Source organism: Prevotella aff. ruminicola Tc2-24, assembly GCF_900110895.1.
In the GTDB taxonomy this organism is placed as follows: Bacteria; Bacteroidota; Bacteroidia; order Bacteroidales; family Bacteroidaceae; genus Prevotella.
Genome location: NZ_FOIQ01000007.1, coordinates 51793 through 77839 on the forward strand (window position 1 = coordinate 51793; position 26047 = coordinate 77839).

Below are 26047 nucleotides of genomic sequence, written 5' to 3' on the forward strand. Positions count from 1 at the left end.
GAGCAGACAGGGATATGTATTTGTCAGTTTCTTATAAAAAAATTACAAAAAATGCAAGAAGTAACAAAAAAAAGATTAATTTTGCATCGCACTATGGACTTTGCCGATTACTAACACTTGTGGAACGATGGAGTCTGTTGTGGTAGTACGTAAATATGTTTATGGTCAAATATTAGGATTAGAAATGAAGAAGTTTGTTTTTTTCTGTATGGCGTTACTTTGCTTCTCAGCATGTAAGACGGATCTTTCAGAGATTGAGGAGCGAATTGATGAGATAGAAAGACAAGGCAAGAATCTTGAGCAGCAGGGTAAGAACCTTGAGCAACAGGGAAAGGATCTTGAGAACAAAAGTAAGGATCTTGAGCAACAGGGTCAGGACTTGGCTGGTGAAACAGAGAGGCTGCAGAATGATTTGGACAATACCCAGAACCGGATAGACGAGATAGAGAAGGAGATGAATAAGGTAGAGCCGAAGTTGCTCTCTATGGAATTCCTGGCTTCTGAGAATCCGCTCCTACTCGTGGAGAATACACGGTGCGATATCAGTGCCGATGGTATTGTGGAGTGCTGGGTCGTCAATATTATGAGTTCCAAAAAACTTATTCCTCATTTCACTTATCAGGGAGAGAACGTCACGATTGGTGGCAAGGCTGTTGAGAGTGGCGTCACGGAGGTTGACTTCAGTCAGCCTGTCGTCATGACCATCACTTCATCTGACAAGACGAAGGATTATACTATTAATGTCCACTCGTACACAGGTCTGCCTATCCTTTGGATTGAGACCATGAACAGAAGTCAGGTCTCTGTTGTCGAGAGATTCTATAATGCCCAGTTCAAGCTGGCAGAGAACGTGACAACCCGTTCTTCCGGAAGTGTAATTGAGGCAAGTGGAAAGATTAAAGGTATTGGCTCAACACAGTGGTGGAAACCTAACCTGACGGGCAAGACATACACGGAACTATGGAAGAATACTTACGAACTCCAGTTCAATGGTGTCATCTCGGTACTGGACGAGGCGAAGAATAAGGCTTGGGCACTTATTCCTAATGCCGATGATATCACGATGCTTCGTAATCAGACCGCCTATGCTATGGGAAAGATCAGTAAGTTGGCGTTTACACCGCGTTTCCATTATGTCGATGTCATGATGAATGGGGTTTACTTTGGTACCTATATGATTGGTGATAAGATTGAGGTGGGGGCCGACAGAGTCAATATTAGTAAAGACGGCTTTATCCTGAAGATTGACGCAAAGACCTCTGGTACGAACTTCAGTGCACAGACCATCGAGAAACCGCTGAGCATCATTGCTCCGAGCGTGAGCTCTGGGGATGCGAACTATAAATATATCAAGAATTTCATTACGACAGCGGAAGATGCTCTCTTCTCGGAGGATTTCACCAATACCTCTACCGGATGGCAGAAATATCTTGATATGGACTCTTTCGTTGACTGGTATCTGATCAATGAGATTGCCAAGAACTCAAACGGCGCCTTTGCTGCCGACTGCTATATGACTCTTGAGCGGGATGGTAAATTAAAGATGGGTCCGATATGGAACTTTGAGAATGCTTTCGGAAATGTGAAGAATACCAGTTCGAATGGCTTTGTCGTAAAGAACTCAAACTGGTATGCTCGTCTGTTCAAGGATCCAGCATTCGTGACTAAAGTGAAGGAACGCTTCAACTATTTCTATAAGCAGCGTAACACGATTCTGTCGGAGATTAATTCCAACGCCCAGTATCTGCGCTATTCTGTACGAGAGAACTCCAACAAATGGGAGGTGTTCGACTCTTATAAGTCGTATAGCTCCGATGTCTCAGTGATGTATCAGAATGCCGTGGGATCTATGAAGTCATGGCTGGATAAACGGATGACATGGCTGAAAGGTGAGTTTGATAAGATGTAAGGCTTTGGCCGACGGATATTGGTGATGTTTATCTAATTCAAGAAGATGAGAAAGATCGTATTCTTTGCTATCATAGTCCTATGCCTCACTAGCTGTAAGGAAGACCTGTCGGATTACTTCGAGAGGATGGATCTTCGCGAGGAGGCCAACAAGAGACAGAAGGAACGTAATGAGCAACAGGCGAAGCGGAACGAAGAGCAGGCCAAGTGGAACGAGGAACAGGCTCAACGGAATGCCGACCAGGCAGCGCTGAACAGAGGCCTGCGCCTTCAATGGGAGGAGTTGGCCAAGAAGCTTGACAGTCTTGAGGCTGTCCGGGCTGTTGTGCCACCAGTTGAGCCGAAGTTGTTGTCCGTCACTTTTGCTAAGGCGGAGAACCCGAAGTTGAGTGCGGACATCAAATGTGAGATTGTCGATGATAATACGATAGAGTGCTGGTTGCCGGGCATCGTTACCGAGAAACAACTCATCCCGCAGTTCACTTTCGACGGTACCATGGTCACCATCGATGGTATTGAGGCTGTCAGTGGAGAGACGAAGTTCAACTTCAAAAAACCGTTAAAGGTGACGGTCATGACCTCGGACAAGATGGTTCACTACTTGATGTATGTCCATTCCTATACGGGCTTACCGATTCTCTACATCAATACGGCAGGTCAGCAGGAAGTTACATCCAAGGAGTATTATATTGATGCTTCGGTCAAGTTGGTGGAGGATGTACGGACGAGAAGTGCCGGTGATGTGACCGAGGCTGTCGGTCATATCAAGGGCCGTGGTAACTCGACATGGGGCCTTCCCAAGAAACCATATAGACTGAAGTTCGACGAGAAAGTGTCTTTCCTCGGAGAACATAAAGACAAGTCATGGGTGCTGATTCCTAACTGGACGGACAAGAGTATGCTTCGCAATGCGTTGTCTTTCTATCTGGGTAAGATGAGTAATATGGACTGGACCCCTTGTTATCATTTCGTAGAGGTGATCTTCAACGGTCGTTATGACGGTACTTATCTGTTGACAGAGAAAGTGAAAGTCTCCAATCACCGGGTGGCCGTCGGTGACGACGGGTTCTTGCTCGAATGCAACAACTGGGCCGACCGTGAGGACGACGCGACATATTTCCATACGACCTATGTCGATCCGGCTATCGTAATCAAAGAGCCTGAGGATGTGCAGTATGATGATGCTAATTACACGTATATCGTGAATTATATGTCAACGCTTGAGCGTACCCTGTTCTCCTCCAGCTTTACGAATCCTTCCACTGGATGGCAGAAGTATATGGATATGGATTCTTTCGTTGACTGGTATCTCATCCATGAGATTGCCAAGAATGTTGACTGTATGTTCAACTTCAGTACATTCATGCATCTGGAGAGAGGAGGAAAACTGAAGATGGGACCACTCTGGGACTTTGATATCGCATACGGTAACCTTAAGGAAAGTGGCTCTAGTTATCTGAAATGGATCTCCCCACAGGGGAATCTCCTCACGCAGACGAAGTGGTACAGTCGTTTGATGAAGGATCCTGCCTTTGTTGCGAGACTGAAAGAACGGTTCGACTTCTTCTATAAGCATAGAAACGACGTGTTTATGTTCTTGAATGATTATGCCGATTATCTCCGTTATTCTGTCATAGAGAATGAGGATCGTTGGGGCACCTTATATCATTATACTTATAAGAATGCCGATATCTGGGGATCCTACAAGAATGAGGTGCAGGATCTGAAGGAGTGGCTGAACACGCGTTTCGAATGGATGAAGTCCGAGTACGATAAGCTATAACAGCAAAGCGGTGATCTCCTCGTCGGTCGACAGGTTGAAATCACCGGGTATCGTGTTCTTCAGGGCTGCTGCGGCCAGCGAATAGTTGAGTTGTTTCTGTTTGTCATCGGGGTATACCCTCATGGCATGTAACCACGCGCCCATGAAAGCGTCGCCCACCCCTACGGGGTCCACTACGTCGGGGATATCTACGATGGGAGCCTGAAGAAGCTCTCCGTCGGTCCATAGCAGACCTGTCAGAGTGTGGTGGTTGGACGACACGATATTACGCATGCCCATCATCCAGTTCCGCAATCGTGGGAAACGTTCATGCAGTTCGTCGAACCATTCCTTATACTCATCCATCTGCATCTTGAAGTTTGAGTCTGTTGCCGTGAATGGCGGCTGTGGATGCTGACTCAGCCATTCAAATTCGATGGCATCGCCAAACATCATGTCGCACCGTGACAGCATCCTACTAAGAGTCTCCCGTGGGTCGGCACCATAGCGCCACAGGTTCTTGCGGTAGTTGATGTCGAAGCAGACGGTTATACCCAACTCGTCGGCAATATCGAGTGCCTCAAAGGTGGCATCGGCAGCCTGTTGTGAGATAGCCGCAGTGATACCAGATACATGGAAGAATAAAGTGTCTTTCAAGATCTCGCGCCAGGGAATCATACCAGGCTTCAGGTCGTAGTAGGCGGAGTTGTTACGGTCGTAGATCACCTTGGCGGGACGCATGCCTGCTGCCGGCTCAAAGTAATAGGTGCCAATGCGTTGTCCTCCGTAGAGCACATGACTGGTGTCGACACCCAACTGAGCCAGACACATAGCTCCTGCATGTCCGACAGGGGTGTCTGGCAGACGGGTGATATATGTCACATCCTCACCGAGTGTGGCCAGCGATACGGCCACGTTAGCTTCGCTTCCTCCATATTTGCTGGTGAACATATCACCCTGTGTCAGTCGTTGGTGGTCTGGCTTTGAGAACCGGAGTAATAGCTCTCCGAAAGTTACAATCTTCTGCCTCTTCATAATTTGTCTAGTTTATCTGTTGGCTTTGCTATGGCATACTTTCTCCCTCAACGTATTGCGACATTAAGAGGTGGTCACCATCATAGACAACATAGGTGAAATGGGCGATCCAGTCGCCGAGGATGATCATACGTACCTTCTTCGTCAGTTGAAGGTCTAGTTCGATATGGCGGTGGCCATAGATGAAATAGTCCACGTTTGGGTGGTACTGGATATATCCTTTGGTGAAAAGCACCAGATGTTCGCGGCTTTCTCCCATATAGGGCGGTTCCTCACCGCTCGGACGTTTCAGTCGACTGTGCTTGGCCCAGTGAAGACCGAACCACATGCCCCAACGGGGATGCAGGGCGGAGAAGGCCCACTGACAGAAGGATGAGTGGAAGATGGTACGGATCAGCTTGAACTTCTTGTCGGGATCGCCTAGTCCATCGCCGTGAGCCAAGAAGAACATCTTACCGTAGATCTCCGTCGTCATGGGCTGCTTGTGCAAGATAACACCGCATTCCTTCTCCAGATAGTCGTATGCCCAGATGTCATGGTTGCCGGTGAAATAATGTACCTCCACACCCATGTCGGTCAGTTCCGACAGTTTGCCGAGGAAACGGGAATATCCTTTTGGTACGACATATTTGTATTCGTACCAGAAATCGAACATGTCGCCCAACAGGTATATGGCAGCTGCTTTCTCCTTGATACTGTCAAGGAAGCGCACCAGTCGTCGTTCTTGCATCCGTCCGTGCGGAATGGCAAGCGATCCCAGATGGGCATCGGAAAGGAAATAGACATTCTTCATCTGAATTGTTGATTAGTCGAACCCCAGTTCGACGCGTGCCTCTTCACTCATCATCGACTGATCCCAGGCTGGCTCAAATACCAGATTGACATTACAGCCTTTCACCCCTTCGACACTCTCCACCTTCGTACGTACATCCTCCAATATGAAGTCGGCTGCGGGACAGTTGGGCGCGGTGAACGTCATGTCAAGTTCAACAAATGGTTCTGAGTCGTTGTCCTGTACGTCAATCTTATAGATCATTCCCAGATCGTAGATGTTGACAGGAATTTCTGGGTCGTAGACGGTCTTCAGCACATCAACGATCCGCTCTTCTATCATTGTTTTCTCTTCTTGTGTCATATTCGCTGCAAAGATACGTATTTTTATCAAATTTTGCTATACGTAACAACTTATTTTATTATTTTTGCTTAGGAAAATGGAGGGCTTAATTGTATTAAGAAGAAAAGACTGCAAAAACAGATGATCGACAAGCGAGAATTCGAAATGGTTTTCAGATGTCATTATGACGGGATGTTCCGACTGGCACTAAGGATGTTAGGCGATGAGGCTGAAAGCAAGGATATTGTGAGCGACGTGTTCGCCCAACTGCTCCATCGCGGCACAGATCTCAAGTCGGACACTCTTCGGGCCTATCTGTTGACAAGCGTACGTAACCGCTGTATCAATCTGTTGGTGCACAAACAGAAAGAACAGCAGATGCAGAAGGCCGTCGTTGTAGAGATGATCACCCCAGAAAAGACCGTTGAACAGGAACAACTGCAGATGCTATACCACTACATCGACACGCAGTTTCCCAAACTCTCGCAGCAGATACTTCGTCTGCGCTACCAGCAAGGCTTGAAGTACCGCGAGATTGCCAAGGTGCTGCAGGTCAGCGAGGTCACCGTCCATAAACATCTGTCGCAGTCGCTGAAACAATTAAAGGATTATTTTAAATCATCGGATTATGGAATCAAATGACAAACTGGAAAAGCTCCTCAGGCAGATGTATACCCTAGAGTCCCTCCACGATAACGATATAGATACATCGGACATTGTCGACGAGGCGTGGACGAAGTTTGAGGCAGAACACTTTGGAGGTGGAAAGCGAAGCGTGAAAACTGAAAGTTTTTCGTTTCTCAAGATAGCTGCAATATTTGTTGGAGTACTACTGCTCTCTGGTATCACCTATGCTGCTGTGCAGATGATAAATAGCAGTTCACAGAAGTTACAGAAAGAACAGGTCGTGGCGACAGTAAATACAGAACACTCAGCTGGCAATGCCCAACTGACAGAGCAGGATAGTACTCTGCACAAACCCATCGTCTACGAAGATGCAGAATTGGCAACCATCCTGAAAGATATGGCATCTTACTATCAGGTTGAACTCATCTATAAGAATGAGGCCAGCAAGCATATCCGTCTCTATTTCACATGGGACCAAAAACAGACGATAGACGATCTTGTCGATACGTTTAACAAGTTTGAGCGCATCCAGATTGTTTACGAGAACAAGAAATTGATTGTAGAATAACTTGAATCAACACAAAATGAAACATTATATATTCACAGTGCTGCTCTGTGGCTTGACGTTGTGTGCTCAGGCACAGAGGATTAGCCGCCATTACCAAAACGAGTCACTGTCAAAGGTCCTTGAGGACTTGAACACAGTCACCAGCGATAAGACCATCTATTTCATCTATGATGAACTGGAAGACTTCACAGTTACCAGTCATTTCAGCGATCTTCCCATCAAAGAGGCCATCCGCGAGGTCGTTGGTTTCTATCCGATGAAGGTGACATATGAAGGTGACAAGATCTTCATAGAATGCACCCAAAAGGAAGATACCAAGGTGATAGGCCATATCGTGGACGAAAACGGACAACCCGTAGAATTCGCCAATATCTCATTGCACAACGCCATAGAAATTCAAAACAATGATCAAAATTCCACATATATTAACGGAGGCGTGAGCAATGAGAATGGCGATTTCGTAATACCCTGTAAGGCCCAGCGCATCACACTGAGAGTGTCGTATGTCGGCTATAAGACCGTTACCCGAAACGTCAGCGTGGGCAACATCGGCACCATCACCCTCCAGCCTGAGACCTATATGGTGAAAGGTGTTGAGATTAAAGGCGAGAGACCTCAATACAAACCAACAACGGGTGGCGTAAGCGTCGATGTGCAACATTCGCTGCTCCATGACATTGGCAATGCCGACGATCTGTTGTCGATAATCCCGATGGTGCAGGGCAAGGATGGTAAGTTTGAGGTGCTGGCCAAAGGTGAACCCGAGATCTACATCAATAATAAGAAGGTGCGTGATATGGGTGACCTGAAACAACTGAAATCGACAGACGTCAAGAGCGTGGATGTGATTACTGCCCCTGGTGCGAAATACAATGCCGAGGTGAATGCCGTGATTCTTATCAAGACCTTGAAGCCTCAGGGCGATGGATTCAGTCTGATGGCCACCAGTCAGACTTGGAAAAACAACAAGTGGAACACCTACGACGACTTGACGCTGAAATATCGCACTGGCGGTCTGGAGGCTTTTGCCAACGTTGCGCTCGATAACGGTCACTATAGCAATGATCAGGATATCGATCAAGAACTGCATATCAGCAAGGACTTGTTTAGCGGCAGTGCAGAATTACCTGTTAGGAGTTCGTGGACGGAGATTCAGTATCAGGCAGGTCTGAGTTACGACTTCAGCTCAGATCATTCTATAGGTCTGAGTTTCTCTTCGCAAAAGAACCTCCATAGTTGTTTCAAGTCGGATATGAAACAGTACTACATGAAGAACGGAACCTTTGATGGTAATGTCTATCTGACAACAGATATCCGCGAGAAAGACAAGCCCGTATGGGAACTGAACACCTACTATGTAGGTAAGATAGGGCAACTGGGTATTGATCTGAACGCTACCATATTACGACGTGAATCAGAGGAAAATAACAATCAGTATGAGACAAGTCAGGAATATGGCAACCGCACCATCACCACGCTGACCAATGAAGACCGTAAGATGGTAGCAGGCAAACTGGTGCTGACCTATCCCGTCTGGAAAGGTGAGTTAAGTGCTGGATCAGAGGCGACGAGCACGAAGAGCCGTGGTGGTAACTTTAATCTGGAGAATATCATCCCAGAGTCGGACACCGAGATGGAAGAAAAGAATATCGCCGGCTTTGCTGAGTATGAGTTACAACTAGGCCTGTGGCACCTAAATGCTGGTCTGCGCTATGAGCACGTCGCTGCGGACTACACCTCGTTTGGCGTCTGGCAGGAGGAGCCCAGCCGTACTTATAACGACTGGTTCCCCAATGTCTCAGCAGCCTGGCAAAAGGGCAAATGGGGTGCTCAACTGAGTTACAACAAGCGCATCACCCGTCCGCCATACAGCATGTTGACCTCTATGGTCATATACGACAGTCGAATCCTATACGAAGGCGGTAACCCATTGTTGCGTCCCTCGGTAAGGCAGAGCATCGATTTCAACCTCACCTATTCATGGCTGAACTTTGTCACTGGCTTTACTCGTGAGAACGACTTCTTTACCCATGTTGGTCAGGTGTACGATGAAGTGCAGGAGATTGCCATCCTCCGTCCAGATAACTTCGACCATCAGGATCGCGTCTATGCCACACTCGTCGCATCACCCAAATTCGGATTCTGGCAGCCGCAGGCTACGCTGCACTATTATCAGCAGATGTTCGATGCAGAGAGATATGGTGCGCCAAAGAAACTGAATAAGCCTGAGTTCAGTTTTAATCTGAATAGCTGGTTTGAGATCAATCCGACGGCTAAGGCCCTGGTACAGGTGAACTATTCTGGCGCCAACCACTGGGGATTCATGTATCGTGGTGACAAATTCCAGGTGAATGCCCGATTGCAGAAGTCATTCCTGAAAGGGCGCCTGGCAGCTACCCTGTATGCCAACGATATTTTCCATACGGCTAAGAACAAGACGACAACTTACTATGCCATCGGAAAGACAGCACAGGATTACTACAGTTACACGCAAAGCGTGGGACTCACCCTGAGCTATAACTTCAATGTCGCAGGCTCGAAGTATCGTGGTACAGGTGCTGGTAACGACGAAAGGAACCGTCTCTGACCATTAACATCTCCCTTGCTCATGATAAGAGTAATATTGTCCGTCAGTGACGATGACATGATCGAGAAAATGAATACGCATCAGTTCACAGGCGCGTTTGATGCTTCTGGTCAACTCATCGTCCTGACGACTAGGGGAGATGTTACCTGACGGGTGATTATGACAGACGGCCAGGATGGTGGCGTTAGCCAGCACCGCTTCGCGGATGATGATGCGGATATCGACGGCGGTCTCTGTGATACCACCGTGCGAGATGCGTATTTTCTTGATAAGGCGGTAATGCTGGTTGAGTAGTAGAACCCAGAACTCCTCCACGTCAAGATCCTGCATCACGGGTCGCATGTGGTTGTAGATACGGGTGGCGGTACCGAGATCGGGCCGTTCCTCGGGTGTCTCCATCTGTCGGCGTTTGCCCAGTTCGCAGGCGGCGAGGATACTGATGGCTTTCGCCTCACCGATACCGTTGTAGACACAAAGATCATTGATGTTTCTCTTTCCGAGAGTGTTCAGGTTGTTATTACAATCTGCGAGAATCCGTTTCATCAGTTCGACCGCGCTCTCCTTCGTGGAGCCTGATCCGATGAGGATAGCCAGCAACTCTGCATTACTCAGTGTTTCTGCACCGAGACTTGCCATTTTCTCCCGTGGCCGGTCTTCCTCCGCCCATTCTGATATTTTTAGTTTGTTCATAGTGAAAAGTTTGTGAATGAAAAGTTAACAATGAAGGATTTATTTTTGGTAATTAATTATAGAATGTCTTTTCGAACGCTTGGAACTCATCTTGCCTGAGGACACATCGTTTCCACCACGATTCGATGAACCCTAGTCCGTAACCCATCAGTTGGACGAAGGCCGCAGGGATGGAGAGAAGCCCCACCTTGAGGCTCTTGTTCCTGATGGCCGAGTCGGTCAGGATAAGGATGCCGTATAAGATGATTGGTAACCAGGGCAGCAGACAGAGCCAGCGCCATTGGTCGTTGCCACAGTAGTACATGAGGAGTCGTCCGACAGCAGAGATGAGGATCAGTCCGATGACACCGACGGTGAAGACGGTGGGCAGCAGATGTACGAGCTTGAGTGTACCAGGATGGCGCTTCTCAAGATTGATACGAGCGATGCCACTGTTGTAGACCTGCCGGAAGAATTTCCGGAAGTCGGTACGACGCTTGTGCCATACCCAGGCTTCGGGAAAGAGACGTGGCTTATAGCCTGCCTCGACGATACGATAGGAGAAGTCGATGTCCTCACCAAAACGCATCTTTGAGAATCCTCCGAGCTGAAGATAGACATCACGACGGATACCCATGTTGAATGAACGGGGATAGAACTTGTCGAGTTTCGTCTTTCCACCACGGATACCACCCGTGGTGAAGAACGAGGTCATCGAATAGCTGATGGCCTTCTGCACTGGGGTAAACGAGGGGTGGGCTGCGTCGGGACCGCCAAAGGCTTCTGCAGGAGTCTCTTTCAGAGAGTCTTCGACCGCCTGGATATAACCTTCATGCAGTACGACATCGGAATCGAGAATTAGCAGGTAGTCGCCGCTGGCACGCTCAGCCCCGTAATTACGGCTTTGGCCAGGACCGCTATTCTCCTTGGCGTAATAATGCAATGCAAGGATGTCTGCGTACTTGTCGCAAACATCCTTGCAGTTTCTGGTCGATCCGTCTTCCACAATAATGACCTCGAAGTCCTTTAGTGTCTGATTAGATAGGCTTTCGAGGAGTTCGTCCACTTCATCGGGACGATTATAGACGGGAACGATGATTGAATATTTCAATGCTCAATATTCAATTATTCCTTTACGCGCTGCAGATAGCTGCCATCGCGGGTGTCAACCTGAATCAGATCGCCCTCGTTGATGAACAGGGGAACGCGAACCTCAACACCAGTCTCCAGTGTGGCGGGCTTCAGTGTGTTAGTGGCGGTGTCGCCCTTGATGCCCGGCTCGGAATGAGTAACGCGGAGCACGGTCTTTACCGGCATCTCGGCATAGAGGATCGTGCCGTCGGTGGTGTCGGATACCACCTCTACGATATCGCTCTCCTTCATGTATTCATGGCCGATAACGAGCTCGTTGTCGATGGGGATCTGCTCGAATGTCTCCTGGTTCATGAAGATACGACCCGACTGGTCCTCATAGAGGTACTGGTAGGGACGGCGCTCGATGATGACGTCTTCGAGTTTCTCACCGATGTTGAAACGACGCTCCAGAACACGTCCGTCAGAGACGTTCTTAACCTTGATGATCATGATCGTGTTACCCTTACCCGGCTTTCTGTGCTGGAAATCGATGCAAACCCAGATGCCACCATCCATTCTGATAGCAGTTCCTTTTTTAATGTCTTGTGAATTAATCATATAAACTAAAATGTTGATTTTGTTTCGTTTTCGGGTGCAAAATTAGTGCAAATCGAGTGAAAAACCAAATTTTATTGGATTTTTCCGCATAAAACTTGCGTAATTCAAAAGAAATGAGTACTTTTGCAGCCCAAAAGTGACGATAATAACAAAATAAAATAAGTATAAAGCAATGAAGAGAACATTTCAGCCGCACAATCGCCGTCGCGTCAACAAGCACGGCTTCCGTGAGAGAATGGCCACAAAGAACGGCCGCCGCGTATTGGCTGCACGTCGTGCCAAGGGTCGCAAGAAGTTAACAGTTTCTGACGAGAACCACGGAAAGTAATCCGTTTTCTCTAACAGAATATTCGGTTAAAATAGGAAGAAGCAGAGTGTGATCTTTGCTTCTTCCTGTTTTTTGTGGTATCGTTCTAAGCATTTACTTCGTTTCAACAAACCTGAAGAATCCTTTGTTCTGTTCTTATCCTTCCGTATTTCTGCTGTCTGCAATGGTGAAGGTGCTCACGCTCGGAAAAAAAAAGAAACAAGTTTCTTTGTTTTTCTCTCGCTTATTCGTACCTTTGCACTAAAGAAAAGAATAAACAACATGAAAGCAAAGGATTTCTTTGGGAAATTCGTCAGTGCCTATCTGTGGGGTAACCTATTGGCGATGTTCCTTGTGATTGTCGCTTTGGCAATCGGCGTCAAATACGGTCTGGCATGGTACACGCATCATGGTGAGGGTATCGAGGTGCCCAAGATCGAGGGGATGTCCTATGCCGACGCCCGTCTGATGATTGATGAGATGGGCCTGAACATCATCGTCAGCGACTCTGGCTACAACAAGCGTCTGGCGGCCGACTGTGTTCTGGCGCAGAACCCGGGACCGGGTATGAAAGTAAAGACCGGTCATACGATCTATGTCACGGTGAACTCTCCTTCCTCTCCTTCCTTTGCGATCCCCGATGTGGTGGATAACAGCAGTTACCGCGAGGCGGAGGCCAAGCTGACGGCCTTGGGCTTCAAGCTCCTGCCTCCGCAGTATGTGTCGGGTGAGAAAGACTGGGTCTATGGTATCCTGTGCAAGGGTCGCCGTGTGTCAACGGGCGATCATGTGTCGATAGAGGCCCCGTTGACCCTGATGATCGGCAGCGGTGAGTACGACTCCGACGAGGATGTCGACTATATAGAGCCTGAGTACAGGATGATGCGTGGCGACGACGTGGACGAGTTCGAAGAGGTGAGATAATGCGACAGGACGAGATAGACGAGTTAGAGTGGTTGTCCGAAGAGGAATCCGACAGTGAGTCGGAAGGCGACGGCCAGCTCTATGAGCACTTCCGGATAGAGGTGGACAAAGGACAGGAGCCTGTCCGTATCGACAAGTACCTCTCTGAGCATCAGCAGCATTCCAGCAGGAACCGTATCCAGAAGGCTGCCGATGCGGGCTTTATCCATGTGAACGACAAGCCCGTAAAGAGTAATTATAAGGTCAGGCCTGGCGATGTCATCACGCTCATGCTCGACCGTCCCCATTATGACACGACGATCGAACCGGAGGATATCCCGTTGGATGTGGTGTACGAGGATGACGATCTGATGGTCATCAACAAGCCTGCGGGCATGGTGGTGCATCCCGGCTGCGGCAATTTCAACGGTACGCTCGTCAATGCCATTGCCTGGCATCTGAAAGACCTGGCCTCGTATGATCCGAATGATCCGGAGGTCGGACTGGTGCACCGTATCGACAAGGATACCAGTGGCCTGTTGGTCGTTGCCAAGACACCGGATGCCAAGACCTCGTTGGGCAAGCAGTTCTTTAATAAGACCACCCATCGTAGTTATAACGCACTGGTATGGGGTAACTTCGTCGAGGACGAAGGGCGCATAGAGGGGAATATCGGTCGCGACCCGAAGGACCGCCTCAGGATGGAGGTCTTTCCCCCCGACTCCGAGATCGGCAAACCGGCCGTCACCCATTACCGGGTGCTGGAGCGCTATGGCTATGTGACGCTGGTGGAGTGTATCCTCGAGACAGGGCGTACCCACCAGATACGTGCACACATGAGACATATCGGTCATCCGTTGTTCTGTGATGAGCGTTATGGCGGCACGGAGATCCTTCGGGGCGAGCGCACGGCGAGTTATAAGGCTTATATCCAGAACTGCTTCAAGCTTTGTCCCCGTCAGGTCCTGCATGCCCGCACGCTCGGGTTCGTCCATCCGTCGACCGGTCAGCAGATGGACTTCTCCTCTGAGTGGCCCGACGATATGGCAGCACTGATCGAGAAATGGAGAAGATACGTAAAGGTAAGAGAATAGAAAGGTAAATAGATAATAAGGTAAAAAAGTAAAGACACAATGAATGATATGAAAAGAACGATAGCTATCGTCTGCGGAGGCGACTCATCGGAGCATGATGTATCACTACGCTCCGCTCAGGGACTCTACTCCTTCTTCGACAAGGAGCGTTACCATGTGTATATTGTCGACATCAAAGCACAGGACTGGCGCGTGGAGCTCTCGGATGGCACAACTGCAAAGATCGACCGCAATGATTTCTCGTTTGTCGAGAATGGAGAGAAGAAGGTGTTCGACTATGCTTATATCACCATTCATGGTACACCGGGCGAGAATGGTCTGTTGCAGGGTTATTTCGACCTGATAGGACTGCCCTATAGTACCAGTAGTGTGTTGGTCGAGGCACTGACCTTCGATAAGTTCGTGCTCAACCAGTACCTGCGCGGCTATGGTGTCAGCGTGGCTGAGTCGCTGCTGATCCGTGAAGGCTACGAGGAGTTGGTGAGCGATGACGAGATCGAGGCGCGCATCGGCATGCCCTGTTTCGTGAAGCCCGCCGCCGACGGGTCGTCGTTCGGTGTCTCTAAGGTCAAGAACAAGGATCAGTTGGCCCCGGCCATCCGTAAGGCGATGATGGAGAGCCCGGAGATCATGGTCGAGAGCTTCCTCGAGGGAACGGAGATCTCCATCGGTGTCTACAAGACCAAGGAGAAGTCGGTCGTGCTGCCTGCTACGGAGGTGGTGACGACGAACGAGTTCTTCGACTACGATGCCAAGTACAACGGACAGGTGCAGGAGATCACCCCGGCCCGTCTGTCCGACGAGGTGACCGAGCGCGTGCGCCAGATCACCAGTCATATCTATGATATCCTGCACTGCAATGGTATCATCCGTATCGACTATATCATCTCGAAGGAGGGTAAGATCAGCATGCTGGAGGTGAACACCACACCGGGCATGACGGCTACCAGCTTCATTCCCCAGCAGGTCCGTGCCGCCGGTCTGTCCATGACCGATGTGCTCACCGAGATCGTAGAGAATCAGTTCGATGAGGACTGAGAATAGCGTCATTGATATCTATTCATTAATCATTAGTTCGTATGGCAGAGTTCGACGAGATACGGCCTTATGAGGCGGAGGAGATGAAGCAGGCGTTCGACGACTTGCTTCACGACCGACAGTTCAATGTCGTGATGAAAGGTTTCGCACCCTGGCTGCCTAAGTCAGTGCGTAATGGTCTGCTCAGATGTCTCTTCGTGGGGGTGAGGACCCCGCTCGACTTCCAGAAGCGGTTCATGAAACCCATCGTGAAGCATATCATCCGCAAGCACACCGACGGCTGCACGTTTGATGATTCGTGCCTGCCGACGGATAAGAGTCAGCGCTTCACGTTCGTCAGCAACCACCGTGATATCGTGCTCGACTCCGCTTTCCTCGATGTCAAGCTCGTGGATAAGGACTATCCCACCACCGTCGAGATCGGTATCGGCGACAACCTGCTCATCTATCCGTGGATCAAACGACTGGTACGCATGAACAAAGCCTTTATCGTGCGTCGTGGTCTCTCCCTCCGCGAGACGCTTGCTGCCTCGCAGCTCATGAGCCGTTATATCCATTATGCCGTGACGGAAAAGAAGGAGAATATCTGGATTGCCCAGCGTGAGGGTAGGGCGAAGGACTCGAGCGACCATACGCAGGATGCCGTGCTGAAGATGCTCGCCATGGGCGGCGACCTGAAGGAACTGAACATCGTGCCGCTAACCATCAGCTATGAGTATGATCCCTGCGACTACCTGAAGGCGCTGGAGTTCCAGCAGAAGCGCGATAACCCTGCCTTCAAGAAATCTCGTCAGGACGATCTCGACAATATGAAGACCGGCATCTTCGGTTATAAGGGTCGGGTGCGCTATTGCTGCGCGGCACCCGTCAACACGTGGATCGATGAGCTGGCAGACCTGCCCAAGACGGAATGGTACAAGGCACTGGCAGAGCGGATGGACCGTGAGATCCATCGTGGTTATACGCTCTATCCCTGCAACTACATCGCTCTTGACGAACTCAATGGCGACAACACTTATGCCGCCCATTATACCGCTGCCGATAAGGAACGCTTCGAGAGCTATCTGACGGGGCAGATGGCCAAGATCAAGCTCCCCGATAAGGATGAGGCTTTCCTCCGTGAACGTATGCTTACGATGTATGCCAACCCCGTACGAAACAAACTTGCAGCCGATGCGAAGTAGTCTTGTTGTTATATTATGCGCCGTCTGCGCTGTCTGTATTGTCGGTGGCTGCACGCAGGATGCCTATGATAAGGGCGAGGGCGAGTACTCTATGCTGAGAGGCGACTTCGCCGAGGCTTTCGTCGGTAGCGACAGGAAGGTGGTATCTGTTACCACTGATGATGGCGACCGTCTGCCTCTGGCCATTCCTTTTTCTGCCTCTTGGATCACCAAGGCCGACACGGCCTACCGTTGTATGCTATATTATAATAAGGTGAAGAGTACAGACGGAGCCCATCAAGCCGAGGTGGTGTCTATGAGCTCGGTGCCCTGTCCTGTCTTGAAATCCCGTTCCGAGATGAATCCCGTCAAGACCGATCCGGTGAAGTTTGAGAGCCTCTGGCTCAGTAAGACCAGGAAGTATGTCAACCTGCGACTGCTGCTCAAGACTGGCATGACCGACGACTCCACAGCCGTCCAGCGACTGGCTCTCGTCTCCGATACCGTGCTGGCATATCCCGACGGCACGCGCACTCGTTGTCTTCGTCTTCACCACGATCAGAATCGTGTGCCCGAATACTATTCCACTCAGGTATATATCAGCATCCCCACCGATAGTATCGCTACTGATACCGTCAGCTTTTCCATCAACACCTACGACGGCCTTGTCGTCAAGACGCTCACCCTTCGGTAACTTCATCGCCTGTCGAAGCTTTGACGCTCTCCCTGCGGTCCCTGAGCCTGTCGAAGCCTTGACGCTCTCCCTGCGGTCCCTGAGCGAACCATCCCTGAGCGGTCCCTGAGCCTGCCGAAGGGACTTGTCGAAGGGCCAACCAACATTCTACCTCACAGATTTGGCAGTCTCAGGCAAATTGCCTATATTTGCCGTTGATTATCAACTATGAATCGCATGGGATTACAAAAGAATGGTTGGAAGGATGACTTTAAAGTCTTTGGTTTCCAGCGCAAACATAAAACATGGGATAAAACAGCTGATGATTATAAACAAAATATGGTATGATGTCTATAACAAAAAAAAGAGGTAAGTTCGTAGTACCTGTATTACTTTTATTGCTCTTGTCTAACTGTACGGTCAGAAATACTGGCGAGGTTAAAAATGCCGACACAGATAAAGGCGTGGAATGTCGTTTATATTATATAGGAGACAGTTATCCAAAGGCAACAGAAGAGGCTGAGGAGGATGATTGGAGATCTATCAGTCTCAATTATCTTATTATCAATAACACGAGGAGGGATTTCTTTCTTCCAATTAAAAACGCCACTCATAGAGAAGACTCCATGTATGCCTCGGAAATGCGTGCCTATATAAATAAAAAGCCTATACGTACATGGTTTTCTACGAATACAAACTGGAAAGGCATTTTAAAGCCAGGCGATAGCATTAGAGCTGATTTGAAGATTGAACAGTGGGTGTTAGAAAAGAATAGTATCGATAAAAGAATAAAATTACTTGATTTGTTGAGTATGTTTGAGATGGCATATAACTGGTGTCCTTCTGATACAATATACTCTAAACTCCCCATGCCTCCATTACATTTTACGAGGAATGATTCTGTTGTTATATATTATAAAGAGATTGATCCAAAATCGACAGAAGTCATTTATTAACACAATAACGTATAAATGTAAGACATGCCATCGACGACCTTCACCTCTCTGTTTGTCCTAAAAAAGTGCTTAAAAAAGTGGTCGTCTGATGTTGTGAACTAGAAAAAGCGAGGGGGACTTTTATCTCCTTTTTCCTCTATCCGGTGTGGAAAATGACCCTACTCCGGGTGGGGGTGCCTTCTAACAGTCAAAGAGATAGTCTCCACGACGGTAAGGAATGGCACTTACGAGTGTAAGGGATAATCCCTATACCCCCTAAGGGATTATCTCTTTCTCTTGTGGAGCCTATCTGAACGACTCTTGGAGCCTATCTCGTTGAGCGTAAGATGCCACCCTGTTCTCGAACATGCATAACCGATTTATTTTCAGGCAAATATAAAAGGTTGCCAAAACTCGCGTGTACAACTCTCGCTCCAGTGTTCCTGACTTACACGCGAGTTATGATGGGGCGTTTGTAAAGATATATCGTATTTACCCCTTCTTGGACAAGCCAAGCGACCAAAGGTCGATTACGACAGGCTCAGGGACCGTGGGAAGATTGGCTCAGGGACCGTGGGGCTGTAGGCTCTTGGTCGAAAGTTGACATGTTATGCCAAATACTGATACTTTTTTGTTGTATTACTGGTATTGATAGTGTGCACACTTATAGAGATGAACTCCAATCCTATTCCAATAATTCAATGGCATGGCATGGTTGTTCGGCTTCACCTTATTAATAAATAGGGGGATTGGGTGCGCTATGATAGCCGTGAAAAGAGTGTTGTAATTACATTTGTTTACAAAAGAAGGGGCTCTTTTGATTGTCTTGTTGACACTTTATGCCCGCAAAACCCTCATATTGCGTGACCTTTCCTTCAAATGAAGCATATTGATAGGATAGTATTATGAATTGACAAGAAAAGAAAGGCCTTATTTAAAAAATGTGCTTATCTTTGCACCCGAATGTGTCTAATTACATAACTATAAACTTTGGCTTTAAGCCATGAATACAAACCAAAACGTATGAACCTAAACAACTCTTCCTAGCTCAAGAACTTGATAGTTCTGTTTAGAACTAACTAGTTTTTGGGGACTATTATGCTTCCCGACTAACATTTTCTTGCATTTTATTAAACCATTTTATCTATAGTTAAATACTTAAGTATGAATCGAAATTTTGGAAAGACAGCGCTGCTGATGGGTGCCATGACTCTTTTGGGTCTCGGTTACTCGTCAAACGCCAATGCCGCTGATGCCGTGCAAGAGGTACAGCAGGCAACGAAGAAGATTACAGGTACTGTAGTCGACGCGATGGGGCCGGTTATCGGAGCCAGTGTGATGGAGAAAGGAACCTCGAACGGTACGATTACCGATCTCGATGGTAACTTTACACTTAACGTGAAGCCGGGTGCGACGATTGTCGTATCGTTCATCGGCTTTGAGACACAGCAGATTGCCGTTGGCAATCGTGACAACTTCCAGATTACGCTGAAAGACGACAATGCCGTTCTCGAGGAGGTGGTGGTCGTAGGTTACGGTGTCCAGAAGAAGAAGCTGGTCACAGGTGCTACCGTTCAGGTGAAGGGTGAGGAAATCGCCAAGCTGAACACGACCAATGCTCTGACAGCCATGCAGTCAAGCACGCCTGGTGTGCAGATCACGCAGAGTTCATCGCAGCCTGGTAAGGGCTTTAAGGTGAATATCCGTGGTGTCGGAACCATGGGTACCTCTTCGCCATTGCTGATCATCGACGGTATCAATTCCGGTAACGCTGACGATGGTCTGAACGGTTTGAATCCCAATGATATCGAGAGCATCGATGTGCTGAAGGATGCTGCCTCGGCTGCCATCTACGGTGCCCGTGCCGCTAACGGTGTGATCCTCGTGACCACCAAGCAGGGTAAGGCTGGTAAGGTGCAGGTTCAGTACGACACCTATGTGGGTTGGTCAAATGCCTACAAAGTGCCAGGCACCGTTAATGCACAGCAGTATATGCAGATCATCAATGAGACCAACTTCAATACATACGGAACTGCTACCAACTGGAGCAGCATCGTTCCACAGGCCATCCTCGACAAGGTGGACAATGGCTGGAAGGGTACCGACTGGTTCAAGGAGTATGAGAACAAGAACGCCCTGCAGTTCAGTCACGCTATGACCATGACCGGAGGCTCTGACCGCTCAAAGTTCTCGATATCTCTGAACTACAGCTCTAACGAGGGTATCATGGGTGCAGACAATGCCTCTAACTACAAGCGTTACGGTGGTCGTATCAACTCTGAGCACGTCCTGCTCAAGGCTAATGATCGTGATGTGATCACCATCGGTGAGAATCTGTCTTACTGGTATCACAGAAGCCATGACCTCGCAGAGTCGAATGGTTACTGGAATATCATGCAGGCTGCTTATATCGCCTCTCCTCTGGTAGAGCCTTACGATGCAGGCGGCAACCTCGCTTCTTATAAGAACAATGGTGCTGGCTATAGCACGATGATCTATAACAACCCGTTGAACCACTTCCTCAATGGCGGTTTCAACTCTATCAATAAGAACCGTGACTTCGGTGTAGGTGCTACCTTCTACTGGATCATCGAGCCGATAAAGAACCTCCGCTACCGTGGACAGTTCAATACGGGCTACAGTGCCAGCAACTACCGCAGCATCTCTAAGCCATTTAGTTCTAGCTCAACTAGCTCCAGTGCTAACTTTGATCTGAACATGGGTGAGTATGAGAGCAGTAGCTTCACTTTGGAGAACACGCTCTCTTATATTCTTCCGAAACTGGGTAAGCATACGATTGATGTCCTCGTCGGTCAGTCTCTTGAGCGTTCGAATTGGAGCTCTGGTATGAATATGAGCTTCACCGTTGATGAATCGAACTTGAATTCTCTGGTTCGCAACGGATGGGACTACAATATTCCTTCTAACTATGAGACACAGTATATGACGGGTCATGGTGGTTATGACAACCCGATGCAGGGTAGTATTGCCTCCTTCTTCAGCCGTTTGAACTGGAACTACGACGAGAAGTATATGGCAACAGCCATCTTCCGTGCCGATGGTTCCAATAACTTCGCCCGCGGTCATCGCTGGGGCTATTTCCCCTCATTCTCCGCTGGTTGGGTGATCAGCAACGAGAAGTTCATGGAGAACACGAAGAGCTGGATGGACTTCTTGAAGTTCCGTGCTTCTTGGGGTCAGAATGGTAACTGCCAGATTCCTAACTTCTATTATCTCTCTAACATCGCTTTCTCTCCGACAGAATATGCCGACTATGGCTATAAGTTCTCAAGCGATAAGATTAAGACCGTTGATAGCAATATCTATACAACTGGTGCATACGCTAAGAACGCTCCTAACCCTGACGTGACTTGGGAGACTTCAGAGCAGATTAATGTTGGTTTTGATGCTCTGTTCATCAATGGCAAACTCGGCTTAAACTTCGACTGGTATGTTAAGAAGACCAAGGACTGGTTGCTCAGTGCTCCGATGAATGAGGTGCTAGGTTATGAGGAGCCTGCTATGATCAATGGTGGTGACGTGAAGAATACCGGTTTTGAGTTGGCTCTTTCTTGGCGCGATCAGGTCAATAAGGACTTCAGCTATCATGCCAATGTGAATGTGGCTACGAATAAGAACGAGGTAACCCGTATCGCCAACGCCAATGGATTTATCAATGGTCAGGTTGATGCTATCTTCGAGAACTCTTCTTTTGCTTCTCGTGTAGAGCTCGGTCACCCCATCGGTTACTTCTATGGTATGTCTTATAGCGGTATCTGGCAGAACCAGGCTCAGATTGATGCCGCTAGAGCTGCAGGCAAGGCCGTGCTTCCTAATGCTGCCCCTGGCGATCCTATCTGGGATGACTTCAGTGAAGACGGTACCATCGACTATGACGCTGACCGTCATGAGATCGGTAATCCTCATCCCGATGTAACCCTCGGTGTCAGCCTTGGCTGCGAGTACAAGGGCTTCGATTTCGCTGTCACCGGTTCGGGTGCCTTCGGTATGCAGGTGATGCAGTGCTATCGTACCGCTCTGCTGGCTAACCAGTATAACAGCTATACTGTCGATGCCTTCGATCGTTGGCACGGTGAGGGTACCAGCAACAAGTATCCTCGTCTGACCGTTGGTCAGATTGCTGATCAGTGGGTTTCTACCCGTTATATGCAGGATGCCGACTACTTCAAGATCCAGAACGTCACACTGGGCTACAACTTCAATAAGATCTGGAAGAATTCTCCGTTCAGCCAGCTCCGTCTCTATGTACAGGCTCAGAACCTCTACACCTTCACTGGTTATACTGGTGTCGATCCTGAGGTCGGTTCTTCTGGTGGTAAGGATTCTTGGGCACGTGGTATTGACGTAGGTCTGTATCCTTCGGCCCGTACTTTCATCGTAGGTGCAAGTATCAAGTTCTAATAATTTAATAAGGAAGATAAGAATATGAAAAAGATATATTTAATGGCAATCGCGATGCTCTTCGCTGTAGGTCTGACCTCTTGCGAGGACTTCCTCGATTCCGAGAATTACACGCAAGCCAATAGCTCTAACTATCCAGCCTCTGCTGGAGACCTGAATAAGGAGCTGGCCGCTCTGTATGGTGTGATGAACCAGTTTAGCACAACTCCGCTGGAGACACCATGGTTCGTTGGTTATATTATGTCTGACGATGCTAACGGTGCCGGTGGTACTGGCGACGTTGAGGCTCATGCTGTTGGTCACCTGATGGCTAACAAGGAAGACTTGTTCGACAATGCTTGGCATAATACCTATGTGGGTATTGCCCGTGCCAATGCGATCATCTATGCTGTCGACGCTTTCGACTGGACCGGTCAGGAGAAAACCCGCAACCAGTTGCTGGGTGAGGCTTACTTCATGCGTGGTCTGTTCTATCTCTGGGGCGTACAATTCTGGGGTGATATCCCTGCTTACTGGGCTTCAGCTGCTCCCGATCCATGTCCTCAGGAGAGCGCAGAGAATGTGATTATGCCACATATCCTGGCCGACTTCACCAGTGCTGCCAATCTGATGACTCATGGTATGACAACCCGTGGTGACGGTCATGCTACCAAGGGTGCTGCCGAGGGTTACCTGGCTCGTGCCTATATGTTCTATGAGGGCTTCTATAAGAAGGCTGGCGAATTGGCAAATGCCAATCTGGCTGATGTTACTTTCGACTTTGAGCAGGAGGGTGCCGGCGCTTCTCTGAGCAAGGCTCAGGTTGTGGCTTTCCTTGAGGATGCCATCAACAACGGCGGCTATAAACTCATAGAAGACTATCGTCTGCTTTGGCAGTACACCAACGAATACACCATCAAGGACTATGCTTTCGTAAAGGATCTGGATAAAGCCGGTAAGGTATGGGCTGGTAATGGTAACGAGGAGGAAATGTTCCAGATACAGTATATGAACGCTGGTTCTTGGAATGGTACTATCGGTATGGGATTCGTAAACCAGGTGTCTCTGTATACTGGCTTGCGTTGTGATGACGACGGTGCCGGTACAGCTAATGGTGACGCTAATACTCTTCCTTTCGGACAAGGCTGGGGTCAGGGTACCATCAATGCTAACCTCTGGGATGAGTGGAGTGACAGCGACCCACGTAAAAAGGCTACTATCCTTGATGCTCAGGCAGAGTGTGAGAAATTCGTATTTACCACTTCCTGCTCTGAGGATGCAGGTTACTACAACAAGAAGTGGATGCCTATCACATGCTCAAAGTCAACTTGGGATGATCATAACACCGCTTATACATGGTGGGGCGTTTATCGTAGCGAGAACACAAGTGCAGCCAACAACAACAAGAACTCTTTCCAGGGTGACCACTTTGCCGACATCATCTTGCTTCGTCTGGCTGATGTGATGCTGATGCATTCTGAGTTGACGGGCGATGCCACTCAGATGAACAAGGTTCGTGCACGTGCAGGTCTGCCTGCTACAACCTACTCTTGGAAGAACATCAAGGATGAGCGTCGCTTCGAGCTCGCTGGTGAGGGCCTGCGCTTCAATGACCTGCGCCGCTGGTCTGGTAAGGACGGTGGAGCTAGCTGTGAGGCTGCTGTGGCTCTGCAGAAGCAGGACGGATCTCGTGTGAACTACACGGGCCACTGGACTGTGATGCATCATGGTCAGGGCGTAGGCGGTAGCAGCTGGGCTCAGCGTTATGCTGATACCGACGGCTTCGTCATGATTCCTCCCCAACAGATCAGCATTGTCGGTAATCCTGAACTCCTGAAACAGAATCCAGGCTGGGGGGCAAGTGCTACTGGTGCTAATATGTCGGGTTGCCCGGTATATGACTAATAAAGAGTTTCGAATTAATCATTAAGAATAAGCAATATGAAAAAATCAATATTATTGTTCGCAGTAGCGCTGGGTATGCTCACGGCCTGTGATCCTATCAAGGAGGACGGAACCTTTGGCGTGGACAACTATACATCCAGCAACCTGCTTGATGGTGCTGAGTTTTCGCAGTATGCCGATCAGGCTTGCACGACTCCTCAGGCTGATGGTAACTATATTAAGTATAATATTCCCAATGCATCAGGTATTTATATCTATTATATAAAGGCTGATGGTTCAGAATTTAAGCTTACAAGCGGTGCAAGCGGTGGTGTATTTAACTTTGTTCCTGCTCGTGGTTCTGATCCTAACCAAACAGTTTACTTTAAGTATATCGATGCCAACAACCAAGAAGTGGTGGCTTCTAAGGAGTTTAATGTTGCTGTAGCTGCTGAGCTGAAGCCAGAGGTTCGTCTTATCGCTTCTAATGCTTATGGCAAGAAGACCTGGACATGGAACACTCATAGTGGCATTAGTGCTGGTGGAGTTGATAACCTTGTCTGGGGTAACTTCGGCGCAGATGGTAGTTGGCGTGGTGAAACCCTTAATGATTTTGTTTGGTGGGGAGTCAACGATGCTGCTGATTTGAAAGATCAGATGGGTCACTCTGTAACTGGTACTGCTATCGGTGAGGAGGATAATGGCGCAACGATGGTCTTTACAGAAGACGGTCTCGTGAAGTGCTATGACGCAAATGGCGCAGAAATTCGTTCTGGTAGCTATGAGATAAAGGGATGGACTGGTGAAAACCATGATGGATTCAAATATGGTATACTCCATACCTCAGAGGGTGCAACACTCTTCCCTTATGAGATCAATGCTGGTGGGCGTTATGTGACGGACTTCTGGATTTATTCTCTGACATCGGATAATCTTGTTCTGGTTTATCCAGATAATGGTGCATTCAGTGGCTGGTCTGAAGGAACGTATTGGGCATTTAAGAGCGAATCTGACGTCTCTGGTATGATGAACAACTACGGTAGTAAGACCTGGACATGGGATACTGAGAGTGGTATTAGCGCTGGTGGAACTGATAACCTTGTCTGGGGAAACTTCGGCGCAGATGGTACTTGGCGTAATGAAGACTTTGCTTCCTGCGGCTTCACATGGTGGGGCGTTAATGATGCATCACAACTGAAAGATCAGATGGGTCACTCTGTTACAGGTGTTGCAACTGGAGAGGAAGACAATGCTGCCACAATGGTACTAAATGAGGATGGCTCTGTAAAGTGCTATGACGCCAATGGAACGGAGATTCGTTCTGGAAGTTATGAGATTGACCTCTCAACAGCGGATGGCTGGAAGAAGGGTACATTCAAGACTACAGAAGGTGCAACTCTCTTCCCTTATGAGATTAATGCTGGTGGACGTTATGTAACAGACTTCCAGATTTACAGCATCTCTGATTCTCATATGGTACTTACTTATCCTGACAATGGCGCATTCAGTGGCTGGTCAGAAGGAACATATTGGGCTTTCAAGAAAAAGTAAATTCGTTTTGAGGTTTTAATATTTCAGTCGTCCCGCAGCACTTGATTTGCTGCGGGGCGATGTCTATTTCGCTTGCGTAAAGACTCTTTGCAACTAGATACGAACAATAGAACAAAGCAGCGTATTGACCAAAACT

At 48.5% G+C, this 26047-nt stretch carries 21 protein-coding genes; 15 read left to right on the plus strand and 6 right to left on the minus strand.

The window, feature by feature from the left end; all coding sequences use genetic code 11:
• Positions 1-184 precede the first annotated feature (184 nt).
• Both BMY63_RS11900 and BMY63_RS11905 read left to right on the plus strand, forming a co-directional pair.
• The gene (locus tag BMY63_RS11900; protein ID WP_177178440.1) at positions 185-1909 is read left to right on the plus strand and encodes a CotH kinase family protein; all 1725 of its coding nucleotides are present in this window, start codon (positions 185-187) and stop codon (positions 1907-1909) included.
• Between the two features lie 45 nt (positions 1910-1954).
• The gene (locus tag BMY63_RS11905) at positions 1955-3691 is read left to right on the plus strand and encodes a CotH kinase family protein (protein ID WP_091901930.1); all 1737 of its coding nucleotides are present in this window, start codon (positions 1955-1957) and stop codon (positions 3689-3691) included.
• Here the strand turns inward: BMY63_RS11905 and BMY63_RS11910 are convergent.
• Genes BMY63_RS11910 through BMY63_RS11920 form a run of 3 tightly spaced genes read right to left on the minus strand, consistent with a single transcriptional unit; the run spans position 3686 to position 5840 of the window.
• Positions 3686-4705, minus strand: a complete 1020-nt coding sequence (locus BMY63_RS11910) for a sugar kinase (RefSeq protein WP_091901932.1) — start codon at positions 4703-4705, stop codon at positions 3686-3688. The two genes, BMY63_RS11905 and BMY63_RS11910, sit on opposite strands and share 6 nt — an antisense overlap.
• A 28-nt stretch (positions 4706-4733) precedes the next feature.
• Positions 4734-5498: a UDP-2,3-diacylglucosamine diphosphatase gene (locus tag BMY63_RS11915; protein WP_091917045.1), complete on the minus strand. Its 765-nt coding sequence runs from the start codon at positions 5496-5498 to the stop codon at positions 4734-4736.
• Between the two features lie 12 nt (positions 5499-5510).
• The gene (locus BMY63_RS11920; protein WP_091901936.1) at positions 5511-5840 is read right to left on the minus strand and encodes a metal-sulfur cluster assembly factor; all 330 of its coding nucleotides are present in this window, start codon (positions 5838-5840) and stop codon (positions 5511-5513) included.
• Between the two features lie 120 nt (positions 5841-5960).
• Here BMY63_RS11920 and BMY63_RS11925 point away from each other — a divergent pair, with 120 nt between their 5' ends.
• From BMY63_RS11925 to BMY63_RS11935, 3 genes are read left to right on the plus strand one after another with little or no spacing between them, the layout of a single operon-like run.
• The gene (locus tag BMY63_RS11925) at positions 5961-6461 is read left to right on the plus strand and encodes an RNA polymerase sigma factor (RefSeq protein WP_091917047.1); all 501 of its coding nucleotides are present in this window, start codon (positions 5961-5963) and stop codon (positions 6459-6461) included.
• Between the two features lie 25 nt (positions 6462-6486).
• The gene (locus BMY63_RS11930) at positions 6487-7014 is read left to right on the plus strand and encodes a DUF4974 domain-containing protein (protein WP_218141897.1); all 528 of its coding nucleotides are present in this window, start codon (positions 6487-6489) and stop codon (positions 7012-7014) included.
• A gap of 16 nt (positions 7015-7030) precedes the next feature.
• On the plus strand, positions 7031-9601 hold the full coding sequence (locus BMY63_RS11935) for an outer membrane beta-barrel family protein (RefSeq protein ID WP_091917051.1): 2571 nt from the start codon (positions 7031-7033) through the stop codon (positions 9599-9601).
• A 3-nt stretch (positions 9602-9604) separates the two neighbouring features.
• Here BMY63_RS11935 and radC read toward each other — a convergent pair whose 3' ends face one another.
• The 3 genes from radC to efp are packed head-to-tail and all read right to left on the minus strand — an operon-like array spanning position 9605 to position 11962.
• Positions 9605-10291: a RadC family protein gene (gene radC, locus BMY63_RS11940; RefSeq protein ID WP_091917053.1), complete on the minus strand. Its 687-nt coding sequence runs from the start codon at positions 10289-10291 to the stop codon at positions 9605-9607.
• A 52-nt stretch (positions 10292-10343) separates the two neighbouring features.
• A complete protein-coding gene (locus tag BMY63_RS11945) occupies positions 10344-11381 on the minus strand; it encodes a glycosyltransferase (RefSeq protein ID WP_091917055.1) in 1038 nt (345 codons plus the stop codon).
• Positions 11382-11395: 14 nt separating this feature from the next.
• Positions 11396-11962, minus strand: a complete 567-nt coding sequence (efp, locus tag BMY63_RS11950) for an elongation factor P (protein ID WP_036911629.1) — start codon at positions 11960-11962, stop codon at positions 11396-11398.
• A gap of 172 nt (positions 11963-12134) precedes the next feature.
• Here efp and rpmH point away from each other — a divergent pair, with 172 nt between their 5' ends.
• The 10 genes from rpmH to BMY63_RS12000 all read left to right on the plus strand — a co-directional run bounded on the left by rpmH (position 12135) and on the right by BMY63_RS12000 (position 25911).
• Positions 12135-12290, plus strand: coding sequence for a 50S ribosomal protein L34 (gene rpmH, locus BMY63_RS11955; protein ID WP_013063965.1), 156 nt, complete (start codon positions 12135-12137; stop codon positions 12288-12290).
• 261 nt (positions 12291-12551) lie between these two features.
• On the plus strand, positions 12552-13193 hold the full coding sequence (locus tag BMY63_RS11960; protein ID WP_091901951.1) for a PASTA domain-containing protein: 642 nt from the start codon (positions 12552-12554) through the stop codon (positions 13191-13193).
• The gene (locus BMY63_RS11965) at positions 13193-14266 is read left to right on the plus strand and encodes an RluA family pseudouridine synthase (protein ID WP_091917056.1); all 1074 of its coding nucleotides are present in this window, start codon (positions 13193-13195) and stop codon (positions 14264-14266) included. Before BMY63_RS11960 ends, BMY63_RS11965 begins: the two co-directional genes overlap by 1 nt.
• 39 nt (positions 14267-14305) lie before the next feature.
• Complete coding sequence (locus BMY63_RS11970; RefSeq protein WP_091917057.1) at positions 14306-15304, plus strand: D-alanine--D-alanine ligase; 999 nt, start codon at positions 14306-14308, stop codon at positions 15302-15304.
• A 41-nt stretch (positions 15305-15345) separates the two neighbouring features.
• Entirely contained in the window at positions 15346-16488 is a 1143-nt protein-coding gene (locus tag BMY63_RS11975) for an acyltransferase (RefSeq protein WP_091917059.1), read from the plus strand.
• Positions 16478-17161, plus strand: coding sequence for a NigD1/NigD2 family lipoprotein (locus tag BMY63_RS11980; protein WP_177178441.1), 684 nt, complete (start codon positions 16478-16480; stop codon positions 17159-17161). The genes BMY63_RS11975 and BMY63_RS11980 overlap by 11 nt, the downstream gene beginning before the upstream one ends.
• 323 nt (positions 17162-17484) lie before the next feature.
• On the plus strand, positions 17485-18096 hold the full coding sequence (locus tag BMY63_RS11985; protein WP_091917063.1) for a hypothetical protein: 612 nt from the start codon (positions 17485-17487) through the stop codon (positions 18094-18096).
• Positions 18097-19239: 1143 nt separating this feature from the next.
• Entirely contained in the window at positions 19240-22497 is a 3258-nt protein-coding gene (locus tag BMY63_RS11990; RefSeq protein ID WP_091917065.1) for a SusC/RagA family TonB-linked outer membrane protein, read from the plus strand.
• Between the two features lie 24 nt (positions 22498-22521).
• Positions 22522-24381, plus strand: coding sequence for a RagB/SusD family nutrient uptake outer membrane protein (locus BMY63_RS11995; RefSeq protein ID WP_091917067.1), 1860 nt, complete (start codon positions 22522-22524; stop codon positions 24379-24381).
• A gap of 36 nt (positions 24382-24417) precedes the next feature.
• Entirely contained in the window at positions 24418-25911 is a 1494-nt protein-coding gene (locus BMY63_RS12000) for a hypothetical protein (protein ID WP_143065794.1), read from the plus strand.
• Positions 25912-26047: the final 136 nt, after the last annotated feature.

What these genes read in the sequence shown, in the direction of transcription:
- BMY63_RS11900 (WP_177178440.1), top strand. Translation starts at nt 185, where the DNA reads ATGAAGAAGTTTGTTTTTTTCTGTATGGCGTTACTTTGCTTCTCAGCA.
- BMY63_RS11905 (WP_091901930.1), top strand. Translation starts at nt 1,955, where the DNA reads ATGAGAAAGATCGTATTCTTTGCTATCATAGTCCTATGCCTCACTAGC.
- BMY63_RS11910 (WP_091901932.1), bottom strand. Translation starts at nt 4,705, where the DNA reads ATGAAGAGGCAGAAGATTGTAACTTTCGGAGAGCTATTACTCCGGTTC.
- BMY63_RS11915 (WP_091917045.1), bottom strand. Translation starts at nt 5,498, where the DNA reads ATGAAGAATGTCTATTTCCTTTCCGATGCCCATCTGGGATCGCTTGCC.
- BMY63_RS11920 (WP_091901936.1), bottom strand. Translation starts at nt 5,840, where the DNA reads ATGACACAAGAAGAGAAAACAATGATAGAAGAGCGGATCGTTGATGTG.
- BMY63_RS11925 (WP_091917047.1), top strand. Translation starts at nt 5,961, where the DNA reads ATGATCGACAAGCGAGAATTCGAAATGGTTTTCAGATGTCATTATGAC.
- BMY63_RS11930 (WP_218141897.1), top strand. Translation starts at nt 6,487, where the DNA reads ATGTATACCCTAGAGTCCCTCCACGATAACGATATAGATACATCGGAC.
- BMY63_RS11935 (WP_091917051.1), top strand. Translation starts at nt 7,031, where the DNA reads ATGAAACATTATATATTCACAGTGCTGCTCTGTGGCTTGACGTTGTGT.
- radC (WP_091917053.1), bottom strand. Translation starts at nt 10,291, where the DNA reads ATGAACAAACTAAAAATATCAGAATGGGCGGAGGAAGACCGGCCACGG.
- efp (WP_036911629.1), bottom strand. Translation starts at nt 11,962, where the DNA reads ATGATTAATTCACAAGACATTAAAAAAGGAACTGCTATCAGAATGGAT.
- rpmH (WP_013063965.1), top strand. Translation starts at nt 12,135, where the DNA reads ATGAAGAGAACATTTCAGCCGCACAATCGCCGTCGCGTCAACAAGCAC.
- BMY63_RS11960 (WP_091901951.1), top strand. Translation starts at nt 12,552, where the DNA reads ATGAAAGCAAAGGATTTCTTTGGGAAATTCGTCAGTGCCTATCTGTGG.
- BMY63_RS11965 (WP_091917056.1), top strand. Translation starts at nt 13,193, where the DNA reads ATGCGACAGGACGAGATAGACGAGTTAGAGTGGTTGTCCGAAGAGGAA.
- BMY63_RS11970 (WP_091917057.1), top strand. Translation starts at nt 14,306, where the DNA reads ATGAATGATATGAAAAGAACGATAGCTATCGTCTGCGGAGGCGACTCA.
- BMY63_RS11975 (WP_091917059.1), top strand. Translation starts at nt 15,346, where the DNA reads ATGGCAGAGTTCGACGAGATACGGCCTTATGAGGCGGAGGAGATGAAG.
- BMY63_RS11980 (WP_177178441.1), top strand. Translation starts at nt 16,478, where the DNA reads ATGCGAAGTAGTCTTGTTGTTATATTATGCGCCGTCTGCGCTGTCTGT.
- BMY63_RS11985 (WP_091917063.1), top strand. Translation starts at nt 17,485, where the DNA reads ATGATGTCTATAACAAAAAAAAGAGGTAAGTTCGTAGTACCTGTATTA.
- BMY63_RS11990 (WP_091917065.1), top strand. Translation starts at nt 19,240, where the DNA reads ATGAATCGAAATTTTGGAAAGACAGCGCTGCTGATGGGTGCCATGACT.
- BMY63_RS11995 (WP_091917067.1), top strand. Translation starts at nt 22,522, where the DNA reads ATGAAAAAGATATATTTAATGGCAATCGCGATGCTCTTCGCTGTAGGT.
- BMY63_RS12000 (WP_143065794.1), top strand. Translation starts at nt 24,418, where the DNA reads ATGAAAAAATCAATATTATTGTTCGCAGTAGCGCTGGGTATGCTCACG.